Annotated in this window: 17 protein-coding genes; 10 read left to right on the top strand and 7 right to left on the bottom strand. The window is 64.6% G+C overall.

Annotated elements, in window-relative coordinates; genetic code table 11:
• Positions 1 to 7 precede the first annotated feature (7 nt).
• The gene (locus AC5Y7E_RS09070) at positions 8 to 1,267 is read right to left on the bottom strand and encodes a hotdog family protein (protein WP_499948575.1); all 1,260 of its coding nucleotides are present in this window, start codon (positions 1,265 to 1,267) and stop codon (positions 8 to 10) included.
• A 91-nt stretch (positions 1,268 to 1,358) separates the two neighbouring features.
• Between AC5Y7E_RS09070 and AC5Y7E_RS09065 the strand changes: the two genes are divergently transcribed.
• Positions 1,359 to 2,183 carry an enoyl-CoA hydratase/isomerase family protein gene (locus tag AC5Y7E_RS09065; protein ID WP_499948574.1) on the top strand — a complete coding sequence of 275 codons (825 nt, stop codon included), beginning with the start codon at positions 1,359 to 1,361 and terminating at the stop codon, positions 2,181 to 2,183.
• Between the two features lie 3 nt (positions 2,184 to 2,186).
• Here AC5Y7E_RS09065 and AC5Y7E_RS09060 read toward each other — a convergent pair whose 3' ends face one another.
• A complete protein-coding gene (locus tag AC5Y7E_RS09060; protein ID WP_499948573.1) occupies positions 2,187 to 3,053 on the bottom strand; it encodes an SDR family NAD(P)-dependent oxidoreductase in 867 nt (288 codons plus the stop codon).
• 107 nt (positions 3,054 to 3,160) lie between these two features.
• Between AC5Y7E_RS09060 and AC5Y7E_RS09055 the strand changes: the two genes are divergently transcribed.
• Complete coding sequence (locus tag AC5Y7E_RS09055; protein WP_499948830.1) at positions 3,161 to 4,675, top strand: class I adenylate-forming enzyme family protein; 1,515 nt, start codon at positions 3,161 to 3,163, stop codon at positions 4,673 to 4,675.
• Positions 4,676 to 4,678: 3 nt separating this feature from the next.
• Here AC5Y7E_RS09055 and AC5Y7E_RS09050 read toward each other — a convergent pair whose 3' ends face one another.
• Both AC5Y7E_RS09050 and AC5Y7E_RS09045 read right to left on the bottom strand, forming a co-directional pair.
• Positions 4,679 to 5,101, bottom strand: a complete 423-nt coding sequence (locus AC5Y7E_RS09050) for a Zn-ribbon domain-containing OB-fold protein (protein WP_499948571.1) — start codon at positions 5,099 to 5,101, stop codon at positions 4,679 to 4,681.
• Positions 5,102 to 6,247: an acetyl-CoA acetyltransferase gene (locus tag AC5Y7E_RS09045; RefSeq protein WP_499948570.1), complete on the bottom strand. Its 1,146-nt coding sequence runs from the start codon at positions 6,245 to 6,247 to the stop codon at positions 5,102 to 5,104.
• Between the two features lie 76 nt (positions 6,248 to 6,323).
• On the opposite strand from AC5Y7E_RS09045, the gene AC5Y7E_RS09040 reads away from it, so the two are divergent.
• Genes AC5Y7E_RS09040 through AC5Y7E_RS09025 form a run of 4 tightly spaced genes read left to right on the top strand, consistent with a single transcriptional unit; the run spans position 6,324 to position 10,191 of the window.
• A complete protein-coding gene (locus tag AC5Y7E_RS09040) occupies positions 6,324 to 7,124 on the top strand; it encodes an HpcH/HpaI aldolase family protein (protein ID WP_499948569.1) in 801 nt (266 codons plus the stop codon).
• 42 nt (positions 7,125 to 7,166) lie between these two features.
• Positions 7,167 to 8,282, top strand: a complete 1,116-nt coding sequence (locus tag AC5Y7E_RS09035) for a TauD/TfdA family dioxygenase (protein ID WP_499919993.1) — start codon at positions 7,167 to 7,169, stop codon at positions 8,280 to 8,282.
• Positions 8,279 to 9,370 (top strand): hydroxyacid dehydrogenase, encoded by a 1,092-nt coding sequence (locus tag AC5Y7E_RS09030; protein WP_499948568.1) that lies wholly within the window; start codon positions 8,279 to 8,281, stop codon positions 9,368 to 9,370. Before AC5Y7E_RS09035 ends, AC5Y7E_RS09030 begins: the two co-directional genes overlap by 4 nt.
• A complete protein-coding gene (locus AC5Y7E_RS09025; protein WP_499948567.1) occupies positions 9,367 to 10,191 on the top strand; it encodes an enoyl-CoA hydratase/isomerase family protein in 825 nt (274 codons plus the stop codon). The genes AC5Y7E_RS09030 and AC5Y7E_RS09025 overlap by 4 nt, the downstream gene beginning before the upstream one ends.
• A gap of 18 nt (positions 10,192 to 10,209) precedes the next feature.
• Here the strand turns inward: AC5Y7E_RS09025 and AC5Y7E_RS09020 are convergent, their stop codons facing one another.
• Positions 10,210 to 11,397 carry an amidohydrolase family protein gene (locus tag AC5Y7E_RS09020; protein WP_499919996.1) on the bottom strand — a complete coding sequence of 396 codons (1,188 nt, stop codon included), beginning with the start codon at positions 11,395 to 11,397 and terminating at the stop codon, positions 10,210 to 10,212.
• 191 nt (positions 11,398 to 11,588) lie between these two features.
• Between AC5Y7E_RS09020 and AC5Y7E_RS09015 the strand changes: the two genes are divergently transcribed.
• A complete protein-coding gene (locus AC5Y7E_RS09015) occupies positions 11,589 to 12,389 on the top strand; it encodes a TetR/AcrR family transcriptional regulator (RefSeq protein WP_499919997.1) in 801 nt (266 codons plus the stop codon).
• Here AC5Y7E_RS09015 and AC5Y7E_RS09010 read toward each other — a convergent pair.
• Entirely contained in the window at positions 12,378 to 13,538 is a 1,161-nt protein-coding gene (locus AC5Y7E_RS09010) for an acyl-CoA dehydrogenase family protein (RefSeq protein WP_499948566.1), read from the bottom strand. The two genes, AC5Y7E_RS09015 and AC5Y7E_RS09010, sit on opposite strands and share 12 nt — an antisense overlap.
• Before the next feature lie 102 nt (positions 13,539 to 13,640).
• Between AC5Y7E_RS09010 and AC5Y7E_RS09005 the strand changes: the two genes are divergently transcribed.
• On the top strand, positions 13,641 to 14,660 hold the full coding sequence (locus AC5Y7E_RS09005) for an acyl-CoA dehydrogenase family protein (protein WP_499948564.1): 1,020 nt from the start codon (positions 13,641 to 13,643) through the stop codon (positions 14,658 to 14,660).
• An 8-nt stretch (positions 14,661 to 14,668) separates the two neighbouring features.
• On the opposite strand, the gene AC5Y7E_RS09000 is transcribed toward AC5Y7E_RS09005, so the two are convergent.
• Entirely contained in the window at positions 14,669 to 15,577 is a 909-nt protein-coding gene (locus AC5Y7E_RS09000) for an enoyl-CoA hydratase (protein ID WP_499948562.1), read from the bottom strand.
• Positions 15,578 to 15,702: 125 nt separating this feature from the next.
• Between AC5Y7E_RS09000 and AC5Y7E_RS08995 the strand changes: the two genes are divergently transcribed.
• Positions 15,703 to 16,788, top strand: a complete 1,086-nt coding sequence (locus AC5Y7E_RS08995) for an NAD(P)H-dependent amine dehydrogenase family protein (RefSeq protein ID WP_499948829.1) — start codon at positions 15,703 to 15,705, stop codon at positions 16,786 to 16,788.
• Positions 16,785 to 17,438, top strand: a complete 654-nt coding sequence (locus AC5Y7E_RS08990; protein WP_499948561.1) for a nitroreductase family protein — start codon at positions 16,785 to 16,787, stop codon at positions 17,436 to 17,438. Before AC5Y7E_RS08995 ends, AC5Y7E_RS08990 begins: the two co-directional genes overlap by 4 nt.
• Positions 17,439 to 17,448: the final 10 nt, after the last annotated feature.

The raw sequence follows: 17,448 nt of genomic DNA, 5'->3' as shown, positions 1-17,448 counted from the left end.
GCAGCTGTCACCGTTCTGCGAATTCAGCCGACACGGCCGCGAGCAGATCCGTCAGGTTCGTCGCTCCGCCGGGCGGATCCGGCAGCCGGACCGGACCGCGGTCCCGGCTGGGTAACAGGATGGTCGCGTGTCCCGGCGTGGTGATCTCGTTGCGATGGTTGGTCGCCGCGAGTTCGACATCGACGGCGGGGCGCTCGCCTTCGGCGAGGTACTTTCGAGTCACGGTGCCGGTGATTGTGTGCAAATCACCCACGTAGTTGAACAACCGGAACTCACAGTCCAGCTTCCACAACCAGGCGTCGTCCCCCATCCAGTCCGTGCACAGATGGATCAACCACGTCTCACGCATCCGACCGTAGTCGAAAGTGTTGGGGTTGCCGGCATTTCGGGCCGCGTCCGGTTCCCAGTGCACGCGCTGCTGCGCATCGGGTACACCGCGGTCGTTCGGGGTGTAAAAGCGGGGAATGCGTTGCCGGTTGCGCCACGCCAACCGCAGGGGACGGACCCCGTACATACCGGTGCCCATGCCGACATGCCAGCAGACCATGTCGGTGACGGTGAGCGGTCCCTTGGTCAACGTGCCGACGGCGTCGCCCTCGTCGACGTCTTCCCACCACCGCGGTTCAGCACCACGTGGGGATTCCCGCGCGTAGCTTTCGTCGATCTCGGCGATCTCCTCGGCTGTCCAGGTCTTGAGTTGGATCGACTCGTATTTCTTGCGGCCGCGAGCCTTGCTGCGCTCGGTGCGGATCATGTTGCGGTACTGGCCGCCGAGAATGGTGCCCTCGTCGTCCCGGAAGACTTGCGCCGACCATTCGTGAATCGCCCGACCGGCGAACTCACTGCTCTTGTCGATCGCGGCGACTAGCGCGTTGCGCCTGAATACCCGGTGGTTGGCCCGCAGCGGAGCCCACCACTCTCGTGCGGACGACGCGTAAAACGCGTGCACCCCGCGCAGCGGGTCGCCCTTGGTCAGGGCCCGGTCCTCCTCGGAGAGCTCGGTGACTTCGTCTTCGCCGATCAACGTGTCACCACCGACCAGTGCCGGCGGCGCGATCGATTCACCCCACACCGACTTTGCGGCGTAATCCGGATCGGTCCACATGGGATTGGCGTCACCGTAGGCTTCGGCGACGTGGCGGAAGGTGTCCTCGTTGGGGCGGACGTAGTGCGGCGGCTGGGTGTGCGGAACGGCGATGCCGATGGTGCCACGCAACCTGGCCAGCCCCTCATCGGTGATTTGGCCCGGTTGAGAAGAGCGGGTCATGGCGCGCCTCCTCAGTTCTGGCGAATATCGTGGCCCGGACAACTGTGGAAATTAAGATACCCGAAAAGCGGAAACGCCGTTAACGGCAGGGGTGAGTGAGTTGAGTGAGCAGCAGCCAGGGATCCTGGAGGCCGTTGGTGCGGACGGCGTTTGTCGCATCACCATCGACCGGCCTGATGTGGGAAATTCGTTGTCACCGTTGGCTCGTGACGCGCTGACCGAGGCTTTTCAGCGCGCTGGCGACGACCCAGCGGTGCGCGCGGTGTTACTGGGCGCGACTGGGCAGCGGCATTTCTGCGCGGGGGCCGGGTTGCCCGCTGGATCAGCGCCCCGGCCGCCGGTTGCCGACAAGCGATCAGGGGACGTTGCTCGCATGCTGCAGAACGGATGGCAGAGGCTGGTCGCATCGATCCTCGACTGCGATAAGCCGGTGGTCGCTGCGGTGACGGGAACCGCGGCCGGTGCAGGAATCAGCCTGGTGCTCGCATGCGATCTCGTCGTCATGTCCACGGAGGCAAAGCTTGTCGCGGCGTTCGTGCATCGCGGGGTGCTGCCTGATTCCGGCGCCATCCATCTGCTGACGAGGATCGTGGGGCTGCGTAAGGCCACCGAGCTGCTGATGCTCGGCGAACCCGTTGACGCCGCCACCTGTGAGCGGTTGGGACTGGTCAACCGCGTGGCCGCACCGGACGTTACGGGCGCGGAGGCAGAGAAGCTGGTCAGCCGGCTTGCCGCCGGCCCGACGGTGATGCTCGGGCACACCAAGCGACTGCTCTTGGTTTCCTCGGAGTCCGGCCGTGATCGAGCTTTTCAGCAGGAGGCGTGGGCACAGGAGGCGGTGTCGCGCACCACCGATCTTCAGGAGGGCCTGCAGTCGTTCGCGGAGCGCCGCGAACCGCGGTTCTTGGGCCGCTGACCCTCACTCCTTGGCTGGCCCACCGCGGATCCTGAAGGTCGCGGCGTCATCGATCTCGTCGATCGCCTCAACGACGGATTCCGCAGTGAGCGAGGTGTTCTCGATTCCTTTGGTCACGCCGATGAATACCCGCGACACCTTGCCCGCTCCCACCGAATAAATGTGGGCAGTGCGGTCGCAGTCGCGATGCGACAGATAAACCACGACCGGAGTCACCAACTCAGGGTCCATCGCCTTAGCGGCTCCGCCCATGATGGTCTCGGTCATGCGCGTCCTTGCGATGGGGGCAACCGCGTTGATGGCGATGCCGTTTCGTGCTCCCTCGATGGCGAGCACGTGCATCATGCCGACGAGTCCCATCTTGGCCGCGCCGTAATTGGCCTGCCCGAAGTTTCCGAACAAGCCGGTACCCGAGGTCGTTTGGACTATCCGTCCATAGTTCCGCTCGCGCATGACCGGCCATACGGCGCGGGTGACGTGGAACGCCCCGGACAGGTGGACGGAAATGACCGCATCCACCTGATCGGCGGTCATGTTCTTGAATGCCGCGTCACGCAGAATTCCCGCGTTGTTGATGAGAATGTCGACCTGTCCGTATGCGTCCATGGCTGCCGCAACGATGGCCGCGCCGCCCTTTTCGGTAGCGACCGAGTCGCCGTTGGCGATCGCCGTGCCGCCCGCCGACGTGATCTCGTCAACTACCGCCTGCGCGGCCGATATTGACGCACCGGTGCCGTCCACTGCGCTGCCCAGGTCGTTGACCACTACGCGCGCGCCCCGGCGGGCGAGCTCAAGGGCATGACAACGGCCGAGGCCACCCCCTGCACCGGTGACAATGGCGACCTGATCATCGAAATTCATTGACGGCATGGTGAGAGGTTACATTTACTCTCAGTGAGAACCAGCATTTGCATCGGAGGGCATCCATGAGGGGCGCGCCGGCTCTCTTGCAATGTGCGCAGCGGCGCGCGACGGCATTGCGGGACCGATACCGTGAGGCCGGGTTCTGGTCGGGCCAGCCCGCCGACATCGTTCGTGCTGCCGCGGCACGACATCCGAGGAAGCTGGCTCTGTGCGCCCGGGGGGTCGAGCTCAGCTATGCCGAGCTCGACGCGCGCATCGATGCGGCATGCGGCGCTTTGGCGGCTTCGGGCGTTGGAGCTTCGACACCGACCGTTGTGGTCGTGGGTAACGACGTGGATTCAGTGGTTGCCGTTCATGCGACGATGCGCCTGGATGCCGTGGTCCTGTTGGCGCCTCGCAGCGCCGGCGAGGCGCAGGTGGCCGACATCATCGCGCGCACCGGTGCTGAGTTCGGGGTCGCGCCGAATTGGCCTGCGGCCCCTCGGAAAGGGATGTCCGCGCACTTTGCATGGATCGCTTTGGACGATGCCGCATCGCAGACTGCGTACCGATCTCGGCGTGCGGCCGACGAACCCTCCCTCGTGCTCTACACGTCGGGAACCACCTCGGCGCCCAAGGGAGTCATCCACTCGCAGAGCACGCTGATGAAGGCGTCATCGAATTACATCGCGGCAGCCGGACTCGGCCCGGCAGACCGTATTTTTCTCATCAGTCCGCTCGCGTCGGTGACTGGAGTGCTGCAGGCGTTGGTCATCGCACCGATGCTCTGCGCGCCCGTCATCCTCGAGGACAACTGGGATGCCGCCAAAACCTGTGAGCTGCTGGTCTCGTCGGGTGCGACCTGGTACGGCGGACCCGATCGCTTGCTGGACAGACTGCTCGACGAGGCGGTGGCGCGCCGGCTGCACGTGCCGCTGCAAGCGGTCTATTTGGGCGGGACCGTGCTGGACCGGCGCATCGTCAGCCGCATCGAAGACGACTTCGGGATCATTGTGATGCGCGCCTACGGTTCGTCCGAAGTACCAGTGAGCACGTCTGGTCTGCGGTCGGAGTCCGCGGACGTCCGTCACGCCGACGACGGTGTCGCGTTGGACGATGTCGAGGTGAAGGTCGGATTCGCAGCCGATCCGACCGAGTGCTGCATACGGGGCCCGCATGCGTTCCTCGGGTACACCGACGCCGATGACGACGCGCAGGCGTTCGATGGCGACTGGTTTCGCACCGGCGACGTGGCCGAGATGTCGCAAGGCCGGGTGCGCATCGTCGGGCGCCTGAAAGACATCATCATTCGCAACGGTCTGAAGATCGCGGCCGTCGAGGTGGAGGAGGCCGTGGCCAGGATCGCCGGGGTGCGCAATTGCGCGGCATACTCGGTGGCCGACGCCGCGACCGGCGAACGACTGGCCGTCGCCATGGTGCTCGACGGCGACGTCGACATGTCACTCGCGAAGGTCACCGACGCGCTCATCTCGGCGGGACTGCCCAAGTACAAGCTGCCCGAGGAACTGGTGTTCTGGAACGAGCCGCTGCCGGTCAACGCCAACGGCAAGGTCGAGCGCAACAAGCTCGCTGCGCGCTCGGCGGGCCGGCCGCGGGCGCTTGCCGACCGCCTCGCCGCAGGTGGTTGAGTCTCAGTCTTCCGATTTGCCGGTCGGCCGGAAAACCGGGACAACAAAGCCGTCATCGTCATCGCGAAAGGCGATGGTGAGTTCCATTTCTGCACAGAGGCTTTCGGCCGGGCAGTCTTCCAGAGCCGTCATCAGTCGGGGACCCTCGTCGAGATCCACCATTGCCACCACATACGGCGTGCACGCATCGAAGGGCGCCGCATTCTGGTGCACCACGGTCCACGTGTAGAGCCGTGCCCGCCCGGACGCCGGTGCCAGCGCGACGTCCTCGCTCCAGCAGTGCGGGCACAACGCGCGCGCATAGAGCGAGTTCTGGCCGCACCCGGCACACGCGTTGATCATCAGTCGGCGATCCTGGATGGCCTGCCACCACGATTCGCTGTCGGAGTCGATCGTTGGCCGGTTCGCGGCCACCGGCACGTCCATCTACTGCCTCCCGAGGATCATCGTGGCGCTATGGGTGAAAAAGCCTCCCATCGCATGCACGCATGCCAGACGCGCGTCGTCAACCTGTCTGGCGCCGCATTCGCCGCGCAGCTGCCTGGTCGCTTCGACCATCAAAAACATTCCCCGCATGCCGGGATGGCAAGAGGCCAGACCGCCGCCGTCGGTGTTGGTAGGTAACGCCCCGCCCGGACGCAGCGCACCCGATGCGATGAACGGCCCACCCTCACCCTTGGCGCAAAAACCCAGATCCTCCACCGTGAGCAGCATGGTGGACGTAAACGAGTCATAGAGCTGACACACATCGATGTCGGCGGGCGCGACACCGGCTTGCGCGAACGCGCGGGGACCAGACAGCGCCGCGGCCGACGTGGTGAAGTCGGCCCACTCGCTCATGCTGACATGCGACGTCGAGTCGGCCGCACCGAGAATCCAAATGGGCTCCTTGGCGCAATTCTTCGCCACTCGCTCGTTTGCCAGCACCACCGCGCCGCCGCCGTCGGTGCGCAGACACACATGCTTGGAGGTGAAAGGATCGGCGAGCATCGGCGCGGCGGCGACGTCGGCAACAGTTATCCGGTCGCGCTCGAATGCGGTGTCGTTCATCGCCGACCACTCGTGGGCCGCGACCGCGACTTCGGCCAGTTGCTCTGCGGTGGTGCCGTATTCGATCATGTGGCGCCTAGCGGCCATTGCATACTTTGCGATCAGGGTGGCGCCGTATGGGGCCTCGTACTGCATGGCGCCGCCAGTGCTCATCGCCGCCGCCGATGCGCGTGCGCGGCGTTTGACGGCCGACCGCGCCGTTGATCCGTATGTCAGCAGTGCCACGTCGATCACGCCGGCGGCGATGGCGTCGGCGGCGTGCCCCGCCATGACCTCCCAGGACGATCCACCGACATTGGTCGCGTCCACCCAGGACGGTCGCAGGCCGAGGTACTCGCTCACCTCGGCGGGGGGCAGCAGGGTTCCGTGGCCGCCGAAACCGTCGACGTCGTCTTTCGTCAGACCGGCGTCGGCGATGGCGCGGCGCGCTGCTTGAGCCATCAGCGCCATCGCGGTCTTGTCAGGCACCCGCCCACAATCCGACAGGCCGGCGCCCACGATAGCGACCCGGTTCGCGGACATACGTAATGGTTACCACATTGATAATGCCGTTAACGACTTGGTGGAATGAACGTTCTCAGTCGGCTACCGTGAGCGTGTGCGGAAACCACTGCGGGAGGCACTGCGCGGCGAGAAGCTGGTGCTGTGTCTGGCGCTGATGAGCGCTCGCACTCCCGATGTCCCCGCGATCGCAGCAGCATGTGGATACGACGCGGTCTACGTCGACCTCGAGCACACTTCCACGTCGCTGGAGACGGCGGCCATGCTTTGCGCGAGCGCATTGGGAGCGGGCATCTCGGCATTGGTTCGGGTGCCGCCTCACGATCCGAGTGTCATCGCTCGCGTCATCGACAACGGCGCAACCGGAGTGATTGTGCCGCATGTGAATTCGAAAGAAGAAGCAGCAGCCGTCGTCGGTGCCGCGCGGTTTCCTCCAATCGGGCACCGCTCCATTTCCGGGCCCAATGCCGTCAGCGGTTACCAGCCAAGGTCACCGGCCGAACTCACCGCTGTTCTCGAGGGTCGCACGGTGGTCGCGGTGATGATCGAGACGCCGCAAGCGGTCGACTCCGCGGACACCATCGCGGGCGTCGAGGGTATCGACATGATCCTTCTCGGTCCGAGCGATCTGACGGCCGAAATGGGCATCCACGGCGACTATGAGAATGATCATTTCCGCAATGCAGTAGAATCGGTCGCGGCGGCTTGTCGTGCACACGGCGTGGCGCTGGGAATAGCCGGCATCAAGTCCGTTGACCTGTTGAAACGCTTCACAGAATTGGGTCTGCGTTTCATTTCGGCAGGTACGGACATCGGGATGTTGACCGAGGCGGCGACGGCCCGGGCACGTGCGTTGCGAGAGCTCGACGGGCGCCACGCAGGTAGCAACGACGAATAGCCCCGATAAGCCGAAAGCCTCGCCGCCACAACAGGAGGACGGATGCCCACCGCGATCTATACCGAGCAAGTCGCCGACTCGATGTCCTGGACCGGCGCCGACTTCTCGAGCAAGGACGATTTCGCTTTCGACCTTTCGGCCCGCAATGTGGCTGCCCTGGAGTCGATTCTGGCCAAGACGTCGAACAAGGACCGCGACGACATCACCCCCGAGGATGCGCGCCACCCCGATCTTGACGACGATCTGGCGAGGCTGTACCGGGACCTGATGTTCGGTAAAGGCCTGGCGTGCGTGCGCGGATTTCCGGTCGAACAACATTCGATCGACGACCTCGAGCGCATCTACTGGGCGTTCTGCACCCATCTGGGATACCTGGTATCCAACAACTCGTTCGGACACCGAATGGTTCGGGTGCAGGAGGAGATCCTGCCGAACGGCGTGCAGCCCGCGCGTGGCACCAAATCGCGGGCGGAGCTGGCCATGCACAACGACGCCGCCGACATCCTGTCGCTGCTGTGCGTCTACCCCGCGGCGACCGGCGGTGAAAGCCAATTTGCGAGCGGGCCGGCGGCGCACAACCGGATTCTCCACGAGCGACCCGACCTGCTTCCCGTGCTGTATCAGGGTTTTCCACACCACCGGCGCAGTGAGCAGCCCGACGACCAGCCGGACGTGACACCGTACGACGTCCCGGTGTTCTCGCAGATCGACGGCCGGATTTGCATCAACTTCACCTACAGCAGCATCCTGCCGGCGATGCACACCCTCGGCCGGGAGTTCACGCCCGAACAGACCGAGGCGATCGAATTGCTGCGCAACATCCTCGTCGAGCAGCAGGTCGAGTTCCGGCTCGAGTCGGGCGAGGCGGCCGTAGCCAACAACTTCGCGATGTGCCACTCTCGCTCCGACTTCGTCAGCAGCAACGATCCGAAGAAGGCCCGCTGCTTCCTGCGCGCATGGATGGAGGTGCCGCGCAAAGACCGACGCCTGCCGATCGGCCGTGAGTACTTCCACATGGAGAACAAGGACCTGCGCCTGGGATATGACGTGGTCCCGGGCCGCGACGGCTCGATCGCGCGCAACGACTACAAGAACGTCAACGCCGAACTCGCCGACATGTTCAAGGCGGCGCAGGCGAAGCCCAAGCTCAAGCAATGAGCCAAAGCCCAAGTCCGAGAATCGTCTACGAGCGATGGACCGACCCCGTCGCCGGGGACATCCTCGAGGTGGCCGACATCGACGTCGTCAAACTCGACCTGAATGCGCCGACTGAGGACGGTTGGGCGGTATTGGAATCCGCCAACGGATACCAGGTCGCCACGCGCACCGACGTGGCGGCCGTCCCCGAGGGCGAACAGTGGTTGGTCGGGCCTGCCCTGGTGCAACGCTGCGATCAGCTGCTGGCCGTCTGCTCGGCGGGCGCCGGCTATGACGTCATTGATGTCGAGGCGTGCACACGCGCCGGAATCGCGGTGTGCAACAACTCCGGTCCGGGCGCGGAGGCCGTCGCCGAGCATGCGCTGGGCTTCATGCTCGATCTCGCCAAGAAGATCACCGTTGCCGACCGTGCCCTACGTAGCGGGCCGCTCGGCGACCGCCTGGCCTTGCGGGGCAGCCAGCTACTCGGAAAGACGCTCGGGGTGGTCGGCCTCGGCGCCATCGGCCGGCGCCTCGTGGAGTTGTGCGCGCCCTTCGGGATGGAGATCCTGGCCCACGATCCATATGTCGACGAAGCGACCGCCGCCGAGCGGGGCGTGACCCTGGTAGAGCTCGGCGAGTTGATCGAGCGCTCCGATTTCGTTCAGGTCACCTGTCCACTCACGGCCGAGACGCGTGGTTTGTTCGGTTCCACACAGTTCGCCACGATGAAATCGTCGGCGTTCTTCATCACCACCGCCCGCGGTCCCGTTCACGACGAAGCCGCGCTGTACGACGCGCTGGTCGCCGGCGACATCGCCGGGGCGGGCCTTGATGTGTTCCACGAAGAGCCGCCGCGGCATGACAATCCGTTGCTAGCACTCGACAACGTGGTCGCAACGCCTCACGTCGCGGGCATCACCGTGGAAGCCGCCCGCGACATCGCCGTCGCCACCGCGACCCAATGGCAGGTGATTTTCGAGGGGCGCATGCCGCCCCGGTTGCTGAATCCCGATGTCTGGCCGCGCTACTGTGAGAGATTCAGCGAGATTTTCGGATTTCGTCCCAGCGCCACAACGGCTTTGGAGAAAGAGGGTCCGACCAGGTGACGGATTACGACACCCTCGAATTCGAGGTGCGGGGTCACACCGCGTGCGTGACGCTGAATCGGCCCGAGGTGCTCAACGCGATCAATGACGAGATGATTGCGGAGCTCGCCGAGGTGTACTCCGAAATCGAACGCTCCCAAGAGATCTGGACGGTCATCATCACCGGCGCCGGCCGCGCGCTGTGCGTCGGAGCCGACGTCAACAAGGCAGCCGACCATGACATGGAGAACGCGGCGGGGATCGACAACCAGGGGGAGCCCATCCTCAGCTCGATGCGGCAGTGGGATGCGCCGCAGGAAGCAACGCCGCCCTGGCTTCAGATGACCAAGCCGATCATCTGTGCGGTGAACGGCATCGCCTGTGGCGCTGGGATGGACTTGGTGACTACCGCCGACATCACCATCGCGTCCGAGCGCGCGACGTTGATGGATCCTCATGTCAGCATCGGCGTGAGCTCTGGTCGCGAAGGGGTGAGGCTGGCCCGTATCCTGCCGCTGCCGGTGGCCATGCGACTGATCTTGATGGGCAAGCACGAGCAACTCGACGCGCAGCGCGCGTACGACTTGGGAGTCTTCACCGAAGTGGTCTCCCACGACACGCTCATGGATCGGGCGTGGGAGATCGCCGAGGTCGTCAATTCGAATGCGCCGCTGGCGGTGCGGGGCTCGCGGATGGCCGTGCGCAAGGGGCTGACACTGCCCATCTACGAAGCCGAATTGCTCGCCGAGAACTACCGCATGAAGGTGGCGCTGACCAAGGACGCCATCGAGGGCCCGCGCGCCTTTCTCGAGAAACGTAAGCCGGAGTGGAAGGCGTTGTAGCGCAACAACTCCAGAACGCTACGCCATACCAAAGAACGTCTTGGCGTTGGTCGACAGCACCTTGCGCTTGGTCTCCTCGTCCAGGCCCTCCGTCGCCTTGTTGGCGACCTCCATGCTGTGCGGCCAGTTGGTGTCGTTATGCGGGTAGTCGGTCTCGAACATGAGCTGGTCCTCGCCGACGAGGTCGAGGATGCGGAAGGCGACCGGATCGCCGAACGTGGAGAACCACACGCGGCCGGGCACTTGGGTGCTCGGCGGTTCGGTTAGCAGCGGGTGGATTCCGCCCCACGCCCGCCGGTCCTCCCAAACCTCGTCGACGCGCTGCAGATAGTAGGGAATCCAACCTGCCTGCGCCTCCGCGAAGGCTAGCTTGAGATTCGGGAATTGCCTGAGCTTGCCGGAGAACAACCAGTCCACCATCGCGATGGTGCAGTTGACCGCCATCAGCGCGCTGGTGACGACATGCGGAGAGTCGGGCGAGGACTTCGTGAGCGACGAACTCGACCCGATGTGCAGCATGATGCCGACCTGGTTTCGCTCGCACGCCGCGAAAAACGGGTCCCAATAGCCGCTGTGAATGGACGGCAGATCCAGACGTGAAGGCAGCTCGGAGAAGCAGATCGCGTGCATGCCACGGGCGGCCACCCTGTCGACCTCCTTCGCAGCGAGCTCGACGTCCCACAGCGGGATGATGCCAAGCGGGATCAGCCGACCGTTCGAGCCGCCGCCCCACTCATCGATCTGGAAGTCGTTGTAGGCCTCAACGCAGAGCTTGGCGAGCTCCTTGTCCTTGCCGTACAGGAAGCGTTGGCCGCAGAAGCGGACGAGCGTGTTGGGGAAGCATGCCGACGCCTCGATGCCCGCGATGTCCATGTCGGCGAGCCGGTCTGCCGGGCGAAAGCAACCCGGGCGCATCTCGTCGTAGGTGATCGGGTCGGTGGTGAGCTCGTCGAGTTCGTAACCGGCCGCCGCGCTGATCAGCGGGATCGGGATCACCGCATCTTCGTAATGCCAGATATCCGCGTCGCGGCCCTCGTCGTCCTCGACGAAAGCGACATCGGAAGTAACCGACGGATCCATCCGCCCGCGGGTGCGAACGATCCGCGGTCCGATGTCGCGATATCGCTCGGGCAGTCGGCTGGTCCACAGATCGGCAGGCTCCACCAAATGGTCGTCCGGCGAGACAATTCGGATGTCTGTGCTCAACGCTGACTCCTTCGAAGGCAGGGGCTTCCCCTGCGAAACGCTGATTCCCCGCAGACGAGAATAACCGTTTCCACAATATCGCACGGCCGCGCGACCGCCAGTCCCACACCGGCACGCTGCGTAGGACCGGCCAACATACCGGTGTAGGTTGATTGGGCGAACCGCCAGGGAACGCGTATTCTCAAGCAATCATGACTGCGAAGAAGCGCCCCGGACAGGACAGCGAAGCCAGCCTCGAGATCGTCGACGCCGATCTCGACGAGATGCCGACCAGCTGGCAGGAACGAACGATAGAGCGGCGTCTCTCCGCCGCGCGCGCCCGTGCGCTGGCACGCAGCTCGAGATTCCTTGCCACTGCGCTGGAGTTGGTCGAGGAGTCGGGGCGCGCCGATTTCACCATCCAGACCCTCATCGACCGGTCGAACCTGAGCCTGCGCGCGTTCTATCAACACTTCGCGGGCAAGGAAGAGCTCCTGCTCGCCCTTTACGAGAACGCCACGAGTCAGTTCATCGAAGCTATCCGCCACGAGGTCGCAATGGCAGATGGTCCGATGGAACAACTCGAGGCGTTCTGTCGGGGATTTCTCTCCCGGGCGGAGTCATCCGAGGCGATCGGCGGACGGGTGATGACTATCTACAACTTGAGTTTGGAGATCGAGCGGCCTGCCGACTTCGCGAAGATCTGGGAGCCGCATCAGAAGCTGCTCACGAAGATCCTCACCGCGTGCTCGCGCGCCGGGTTGATTCGAAAAGATTTGACACCAGCGCAGTTGACGACGCTGCTGAACTCGACACTCATTGCGCTCGCCCAAATAGGGGTCTTCCACCTGGGGGTCAAGGGCGCAGAGCTCGCCGAGGACCAGTTATGGGCCTGGTGCAAGCAAGCCCTCACCCCGCCAGCGAATTCGGCTAAGACCAAGCCCAAGGCCGTGGCCGCCAAGGCAGCGGCGAAGCGAACCACGGCCCGCAGGCCTCGAAAGCTAACGGGGTAGCCCCAACCCGCGCTGAGCGATGATGGAGCGCTGAACTTCGCTTGTGCCGGCATAGATTGTGGTGCCCAGCGCGAACCGCGCGAGATATTCGAAACGGCCTTGTTCGGGCGCCGTCGGCTCGAAGTAGCTTCGCGCCGCGTCCGGCCCGACCAGCTCCATGGCGTCCTGGCTGGCGCGCACGAGCGCTTCGGTGCTGAACACCTTGGACATCGGTCCCTCCGCTACGGGGTTCTGGCCGGTCTCGGTCATCCAGACGCAGCGACGCAGGAGCAGCCTCGAAACCTCGTCTTCCATTGCCACCCTGGCGATTCGGCGCCGAACGTCTGTCTTGGTGAGCTGTGGTGACCCGTCGTCGGCTTGAGTGTTCGCGGCCCACTGCTCGACGTGCTGCAGCAGCCGAGACAGATGCGGTCCCCACCCGGATGCGTGCTCGTCCTGCAGCGACAGCCCCATTACCTGCCAGCCGGCGTCGACATCGCCGACGCGCCATTCGTCGCAAACACGGACGTCGCTGTAGAACGTGACGTTGGTGCGTTCACCCGAAAGCGTCCATACCGCTTGGGCTTCGAATCCGTCGGAATCGCGCGGGACGAGGAACATGGTGAGTCCCTTGTGCTTGGGCTTGTCGGTACTCGTGCGTGCCAACAGGAACACGTAGTCGGCGATGTGACCGTTTGTGGTGAACATCTTGGAGCCGTTGATGATCCATTCCTCGCCCTCGCGCACGGCCTTCGTGGTCGCCGCCGCGACATCCGAGCCGCATTCGGGTTCGGTGAATCCCAGTGCGATGGTGATATCGCCCTTCATCGCAGGGCCGAGAATGCGGTCTTTCATCTCCGGCGTACCAACGGTTCGGATGATCGACGCCACCATTCGAGTGGTCTCCGAGAGGTACATGGGTGCCTCCGCACGCATGAGTTCCTCTCGGAGGACCTGCTCGTCCCATGCGCTGCGGTTTTGGCCGCCGAATTCGGTCGGCCAGCTCGGGGCGAAATAACCTTCGTCCACCAGCCCCTTGGCGAAATCGTCGTCGTGTGAAACGCCGCTGCGGTAGATCCGCTCTTCGGACTCGGGCGTCGTGACCTTCGCAAGGTAGCGGCGTACTCCGTCGCGATATGCCTGGGTGTCGGCGTCGAGCTGAAAGTGCATGGATCAGAACCAATCTGTCTCACGACGGGCCCGGGCGGCACGCGCGATAATGTTACTCTCATTTGTGAGAGTAACCATATCCGCACGTGACGGGACCTGAGCGTGGACTTGAGCCTTTCCGGCGAGCAGCGTCAGCTGGTCGACTCGTTCGCCGCGATGTACGCGCGCGAGTCGACGTCGCAGCGGGTGCGGGCCGCGGAGCCCGTGGGTTTCGATTCCCGGCTGTGGAAGGCGCTAATGGAGACCGGCGTGGTCGAGATGGCCGTCGGCGAAGCCGACGGCGGCTGGGGTGCATCCGAGCTCGAATTGGCCTTGATCGCCGAGCAGTACGGTCGGGCGCTCGCGTCCGCCCCGGTCCTCGAGGCCCAAGTCGCAGCCAGGCTGCTCGCCAGGTCTGGTGAGGCCGGCGCGGGTCTGCTGGCTGAACTGATGACGGGCGACAAGCTCGTCAGCTTTGCACCGCGAGTCGCACCGGACCGCCTACTCGGGCTCGTCCCCGCCGGGGCGGTGGCGGACACGGTGGTGGCGCTCTCGGGCGAACGCCTGATCGCGGTGCCGCTCGGGGAGAACCGTCGGCGCGTGCGAAACCTCGGCTCGCTTCCGCTGGCCGATGTCACGGTCGGGGACGAGGTCGCGGTTCTTGCCGAGGGCGACGCTGCACGACGGATGTTCTCCGATGCACTGGATTTGTGGCTGGCACTGACCGCTTCGGCGCTCGCGGGCGCGGCGAAGAAGGCCGTCGAAATAGGAGTCGAGTACGCCAAGCAGCGACACGCGTTCGGGAGCCCGATCGGATCTTTTCAGGCGGTGTCTCATCCGTTGGCGGACAGTGCCACTGCGGCCGACGGCGCGCTGTTGCTGGCGTTCGAGGCGGCATGCGCGTTCGCCGACGAGCCCCAGCGCGTCACTGAGTTGGCAGCCATGGCATTCGCATTCGCATACGAGACGGCGCGCGACGCCACACAGCGCAGCTTGCATGTCCATGGGGGCTACGGATTCAGCATGGACGGTGACATCCAGCTGTACTACCGCCGAGTCCGGGGTTGGGCGATGGTGTACGGCGCATCGGCCGTTGCCCTCGATCGCGTCGCCGACGCCCGCTACGGGGCCGTGGCGAACTGAACCGGCTGTTACGCTTCGGCGCGCACTCGGTCTTTGACCGACAGCACTATCGGGGGAGCGGTTCGCCAGTTCGGCACGCCCTGCTCCTCGCCGGCGGTGGCACGCTTGTCATCCCGCACGCCGACCCAGTGCGAGTGGTTCAGCTGGTGCAGGGTGAAGCAGGATTGCAGGGCGTTGTAGAAACCCATGTTGTCCACGGACTGATTGACCGACTCCTTGATGAGTAGGGCGGCCATCGTCGGCACCGTGGCGATGCGCCGGGCCATTTCGAGTGTGCGGTCGGATAACTCGTCTCTTTTGAAGATCTTGCTGACCATGCCGAGTCGGTATGCCTCCTCGATGTCGATCGCATCGCCGGTCAGCATCAGCTCCTTGGTGCGACGGGGGCCGAACTCCCATGGGTGCCCGAAGTACTCCATGCCGCACATGCCGAGCCGGGTGCCGACGACATCGGCGAACCGCACCTCTTCGCTTCCCACGATCAGGTCGCATGCCCAGATCAGCATCAGGCCCGCAGAGAACACATCTCCGTGGACCTGCGCGATCGTGATCTTGCGCAGGTTTCGCCAGCGCAGGTTGTTCTGAAAGAAGTAGTGCCACTCCTGCAGCATGATCTTCTCCGCGCCCTCGCGGGTCCCGCCGTTGATGGCCGCTGTCGGGTGCTGTCCCGGTCCCGGGGTGAACTCGGCGCGGGCCTGCTTGGAGCCGATGTCATGGCCAGAGGAGAACATGGGTCCCTCGCCGGCGAGGATGACGACGCGGACGGTGTCGTCGGCCTCAGCGCGGGTGAAGGCGTCGTCGAGTTCGACCAACATGCCGCGGTTTTGCGCGTTGCGTTGCTCTGGTCGGTTCAACGAGATTCGGACGATCTGGCCGTCGTCGAACGTCTCCCACTTCAGGAACTGGTAATCGGGCATCGTCTCCTCCAAGATCCTTCTGATGCGGCAATGGTGTTATCAATATCTGAGAAGATATGTTCTCACAGGTAGGGCTGGGTCAACCGGGAAGGGCGTCGATGACGGACTGCCAACGTAGGCCGCGGGTGATTCTCTGGGGTCCCGGTCAAGTCGGGGCCGGCGCTTTGCGCGCGCTGATCGCGCATCCGGGGTTGGACCTCGTGGGCGTCGTCGTGCACGCCAAGACCAAAGAGGGCAAGGATGCGGGCGATCTGTGCGGGATGCCGGTGACCGGCGTCGTCGCCACCCGTGACGTGGATGCCGCACTGGCTCTCGACGCCGATGTGGTCGCCTATTTCGCGTCGGGGGACTACCGGTATCACGAAGCTGCGCAGGACGTCGCCCGCTGCCTGCGCGCAGGGAAGAACGTCGTAAGCACCTCGCTGGTGCCGATGTGTTATCCACCCGCCGCCGACAAGGAGACCGTCGATCTCATTTCGGCTGCGTGCGAGGAGGGCGGCACGAGTTTCTTCAACAGTGGTGTGGATCCCGGATGGGCCAACGATGTCATCGCGTTGACGATGACGGGATTCAGCAGCCGCGTCGACACCATCACCATGCTCGAGATACTCGATTACGGTCCCATCGATCAACCCGAAATCATGTTCGACTTCATGGGATTCGGCCACCCGCCAGATTATCCGGCGCCGTTGTTCGACACCGCGCGCCTGGCAGCGTTGTGGGCCCCGATCGTACGCTTAGTGGCCGACGGCGTCGGCTTGCCGCTCGATCGTGTCGACACCACCATCGAAAAGTGGTTGGTCACAGAGCGTTACGAAGTGGCGTCAGGGTGGGTTGAGCCCGGCACGATGGGCGGAATGCGATTCAAGCTCGCCGGAATCCTCGACGGTGAGGAGCGGGTGGTGCTAGAGCACATCACCCGGATGGGCGAAGGGTCGGCTCCCGAGTGGCCGCGGCATCCGTCGCCGCACGGTGGTTACCGCGTCATTGTCGACGGCCTACCCACGTACACGGTCGACGTTGAAATGCACGGACGGGGAAACAATATGCGGGGGTTGACGTATGCGACGGTGATGCGGGAACTCAACGCGATCCCGGCGGTCATCGCAGCGCCACCGGGTCTCTTGTCGACGCTGGATCTACCGCTTATCACCGGCCCGGTCCGCGGCGGGACTTGGCAGGGAATGCTGCCCGCGACGGCGAAATCATGAGCCAGCAATCTGTCCCGCGGATATCGGCGGACCTGTGGGAGGTCATGCACACCGCGTCGAGCGTTCGGCGCTACCGCGACGAACCCGTCTCCGACGAGGTCATCGAATCATGTCTCCGCGCGGCGAGCTGGGCTCCGTCCGGTGGCAATCAGCAGCCATGGAAGTTCGTCGTCCTGCGATCGGCGAGTTTGCGCGGCGTGATCACGGCCGCGGCCCACAAGACATGGGACGTGATGACCGAGTTCTACTCGATCTCGCTGCCCGACAACGACGCTGACGACCCGAAATCGCGCGTACTGCGAACCATGGCGGAACACATGAGAGTTGGTGGCGCAGTGCCTGTGCTGGTGCTGTTCTGCGTTCAGCCGCAACGAGGAACCACCGAACTACAGCAGGGCGGTTCGATCTTTCCCGCGGTCCAGAACTTCCTCCTGGCCGCGCGCGCGCAAGGACTCGGCGCGGCGATCACCCTGTGGCACGGGTCCTGCGAGGACGAGCTGCGGTCGATGGTCGGAATTCCTGACGACTGGAAGATCGCGACCCTGCTGACGGTGGGCTGGCCGCGCGGCCGGCACCACCCCGTGCGCCGCAAGCCGCTATCCGAGGTGGCGACGATCGATCGCTGGGACTCGCCCTGGCAGACCGGGTAAGTGATACACG

It is taken from the genome of Mycobacterium sp. NGS17 (assembly GCF_059813205.1).
The sequence above is the reverse complement of the archived record's forward strand: the minus strand, read 5'-3'. Positions and strand labels throughout refer to the sequence as shown.

What these genes read in the sequence shown, in the direction of transcription:
- AC5Y7E_RS09070 (WP_499948575.1), bottom strand. Translation starts at nt 1,267, where the DNA reads ATGACCCGCTCTTCTCAACCGGGCCAAATCACCGATGAGGGGCTGGCC.
- AC5Y7E_RS09060 (WP_499948573.1), bottom strand. Translation starts at nt 3,053, where the DNA reads ATGCCGTCAATGAATTTCGATGATCAGGTCGCCATTGTCACCGGTGCA.
- AC5Y7E_RS09050 (WP_499948571.1), bottom strand. Translation starts at nt 5,101, where the DNA reads ATGGACGTGCCGGTGGCCGCGAACCGGCCAACGATCGACTCCGACAGC.
- AC5Y7E_RS09045 (WP_499948570.1), bottom strand. Translation starts at nt 6,247, where the DNA reads ATGTCCGCGAACCGGGTCGCTATCGTGGGCGCCGGCCTGTCGGATTGT.
- AC5Y7E_RS09035 (WP_499919993.1), top strand. Translation starts at nt 7,167, where the DNA reads ATGCCCACCGCGATCTATACCGAGCAAGTCGCCGACTCGATGTCCTGG.
- AC5Y7E_RS09030 (WP_499948568.1), top strand. Translation starts at nt 8,279, where the DNA reads ATGAGCCAAAGCCCAAGTCCGAGAATCGTCTACGAGCGATGGACCGAC.
- AC5Y7E_RS09015 (WP_499919997.1), top strand. Translation starts at nt 11,589, where the DNA reads ATGACTGCGAAGAAGCGCCCCGGACAGGACAGCGAAGCCAGCCTCGAG.
- AC5Y7E_RS09010 (WP_499948566.1), bottom strand. Translation starts at nt 13,538, where the DNA reads ATGCACTTTCAGCTCGACGCCGACACCCAGGCATATCGCGACGGAGTA.
- AC5Y7E_RS09000 (WP_499948562.1), bottom strand. Translation starts at nt 15,577, where the DNA reads ATGCCCGATTACCAGTTCCTGAAGTGGGAGACGTTCGACGACGGCCAG.
- AC5Y7E_RS08990 (WP_499948561.1), top strand. Translation starts at nt 16,785, where the DNA reads ATGAGCCAGCAATCTGTCCCGCGGATATCGGCGGACCTGTGGGAGGTC.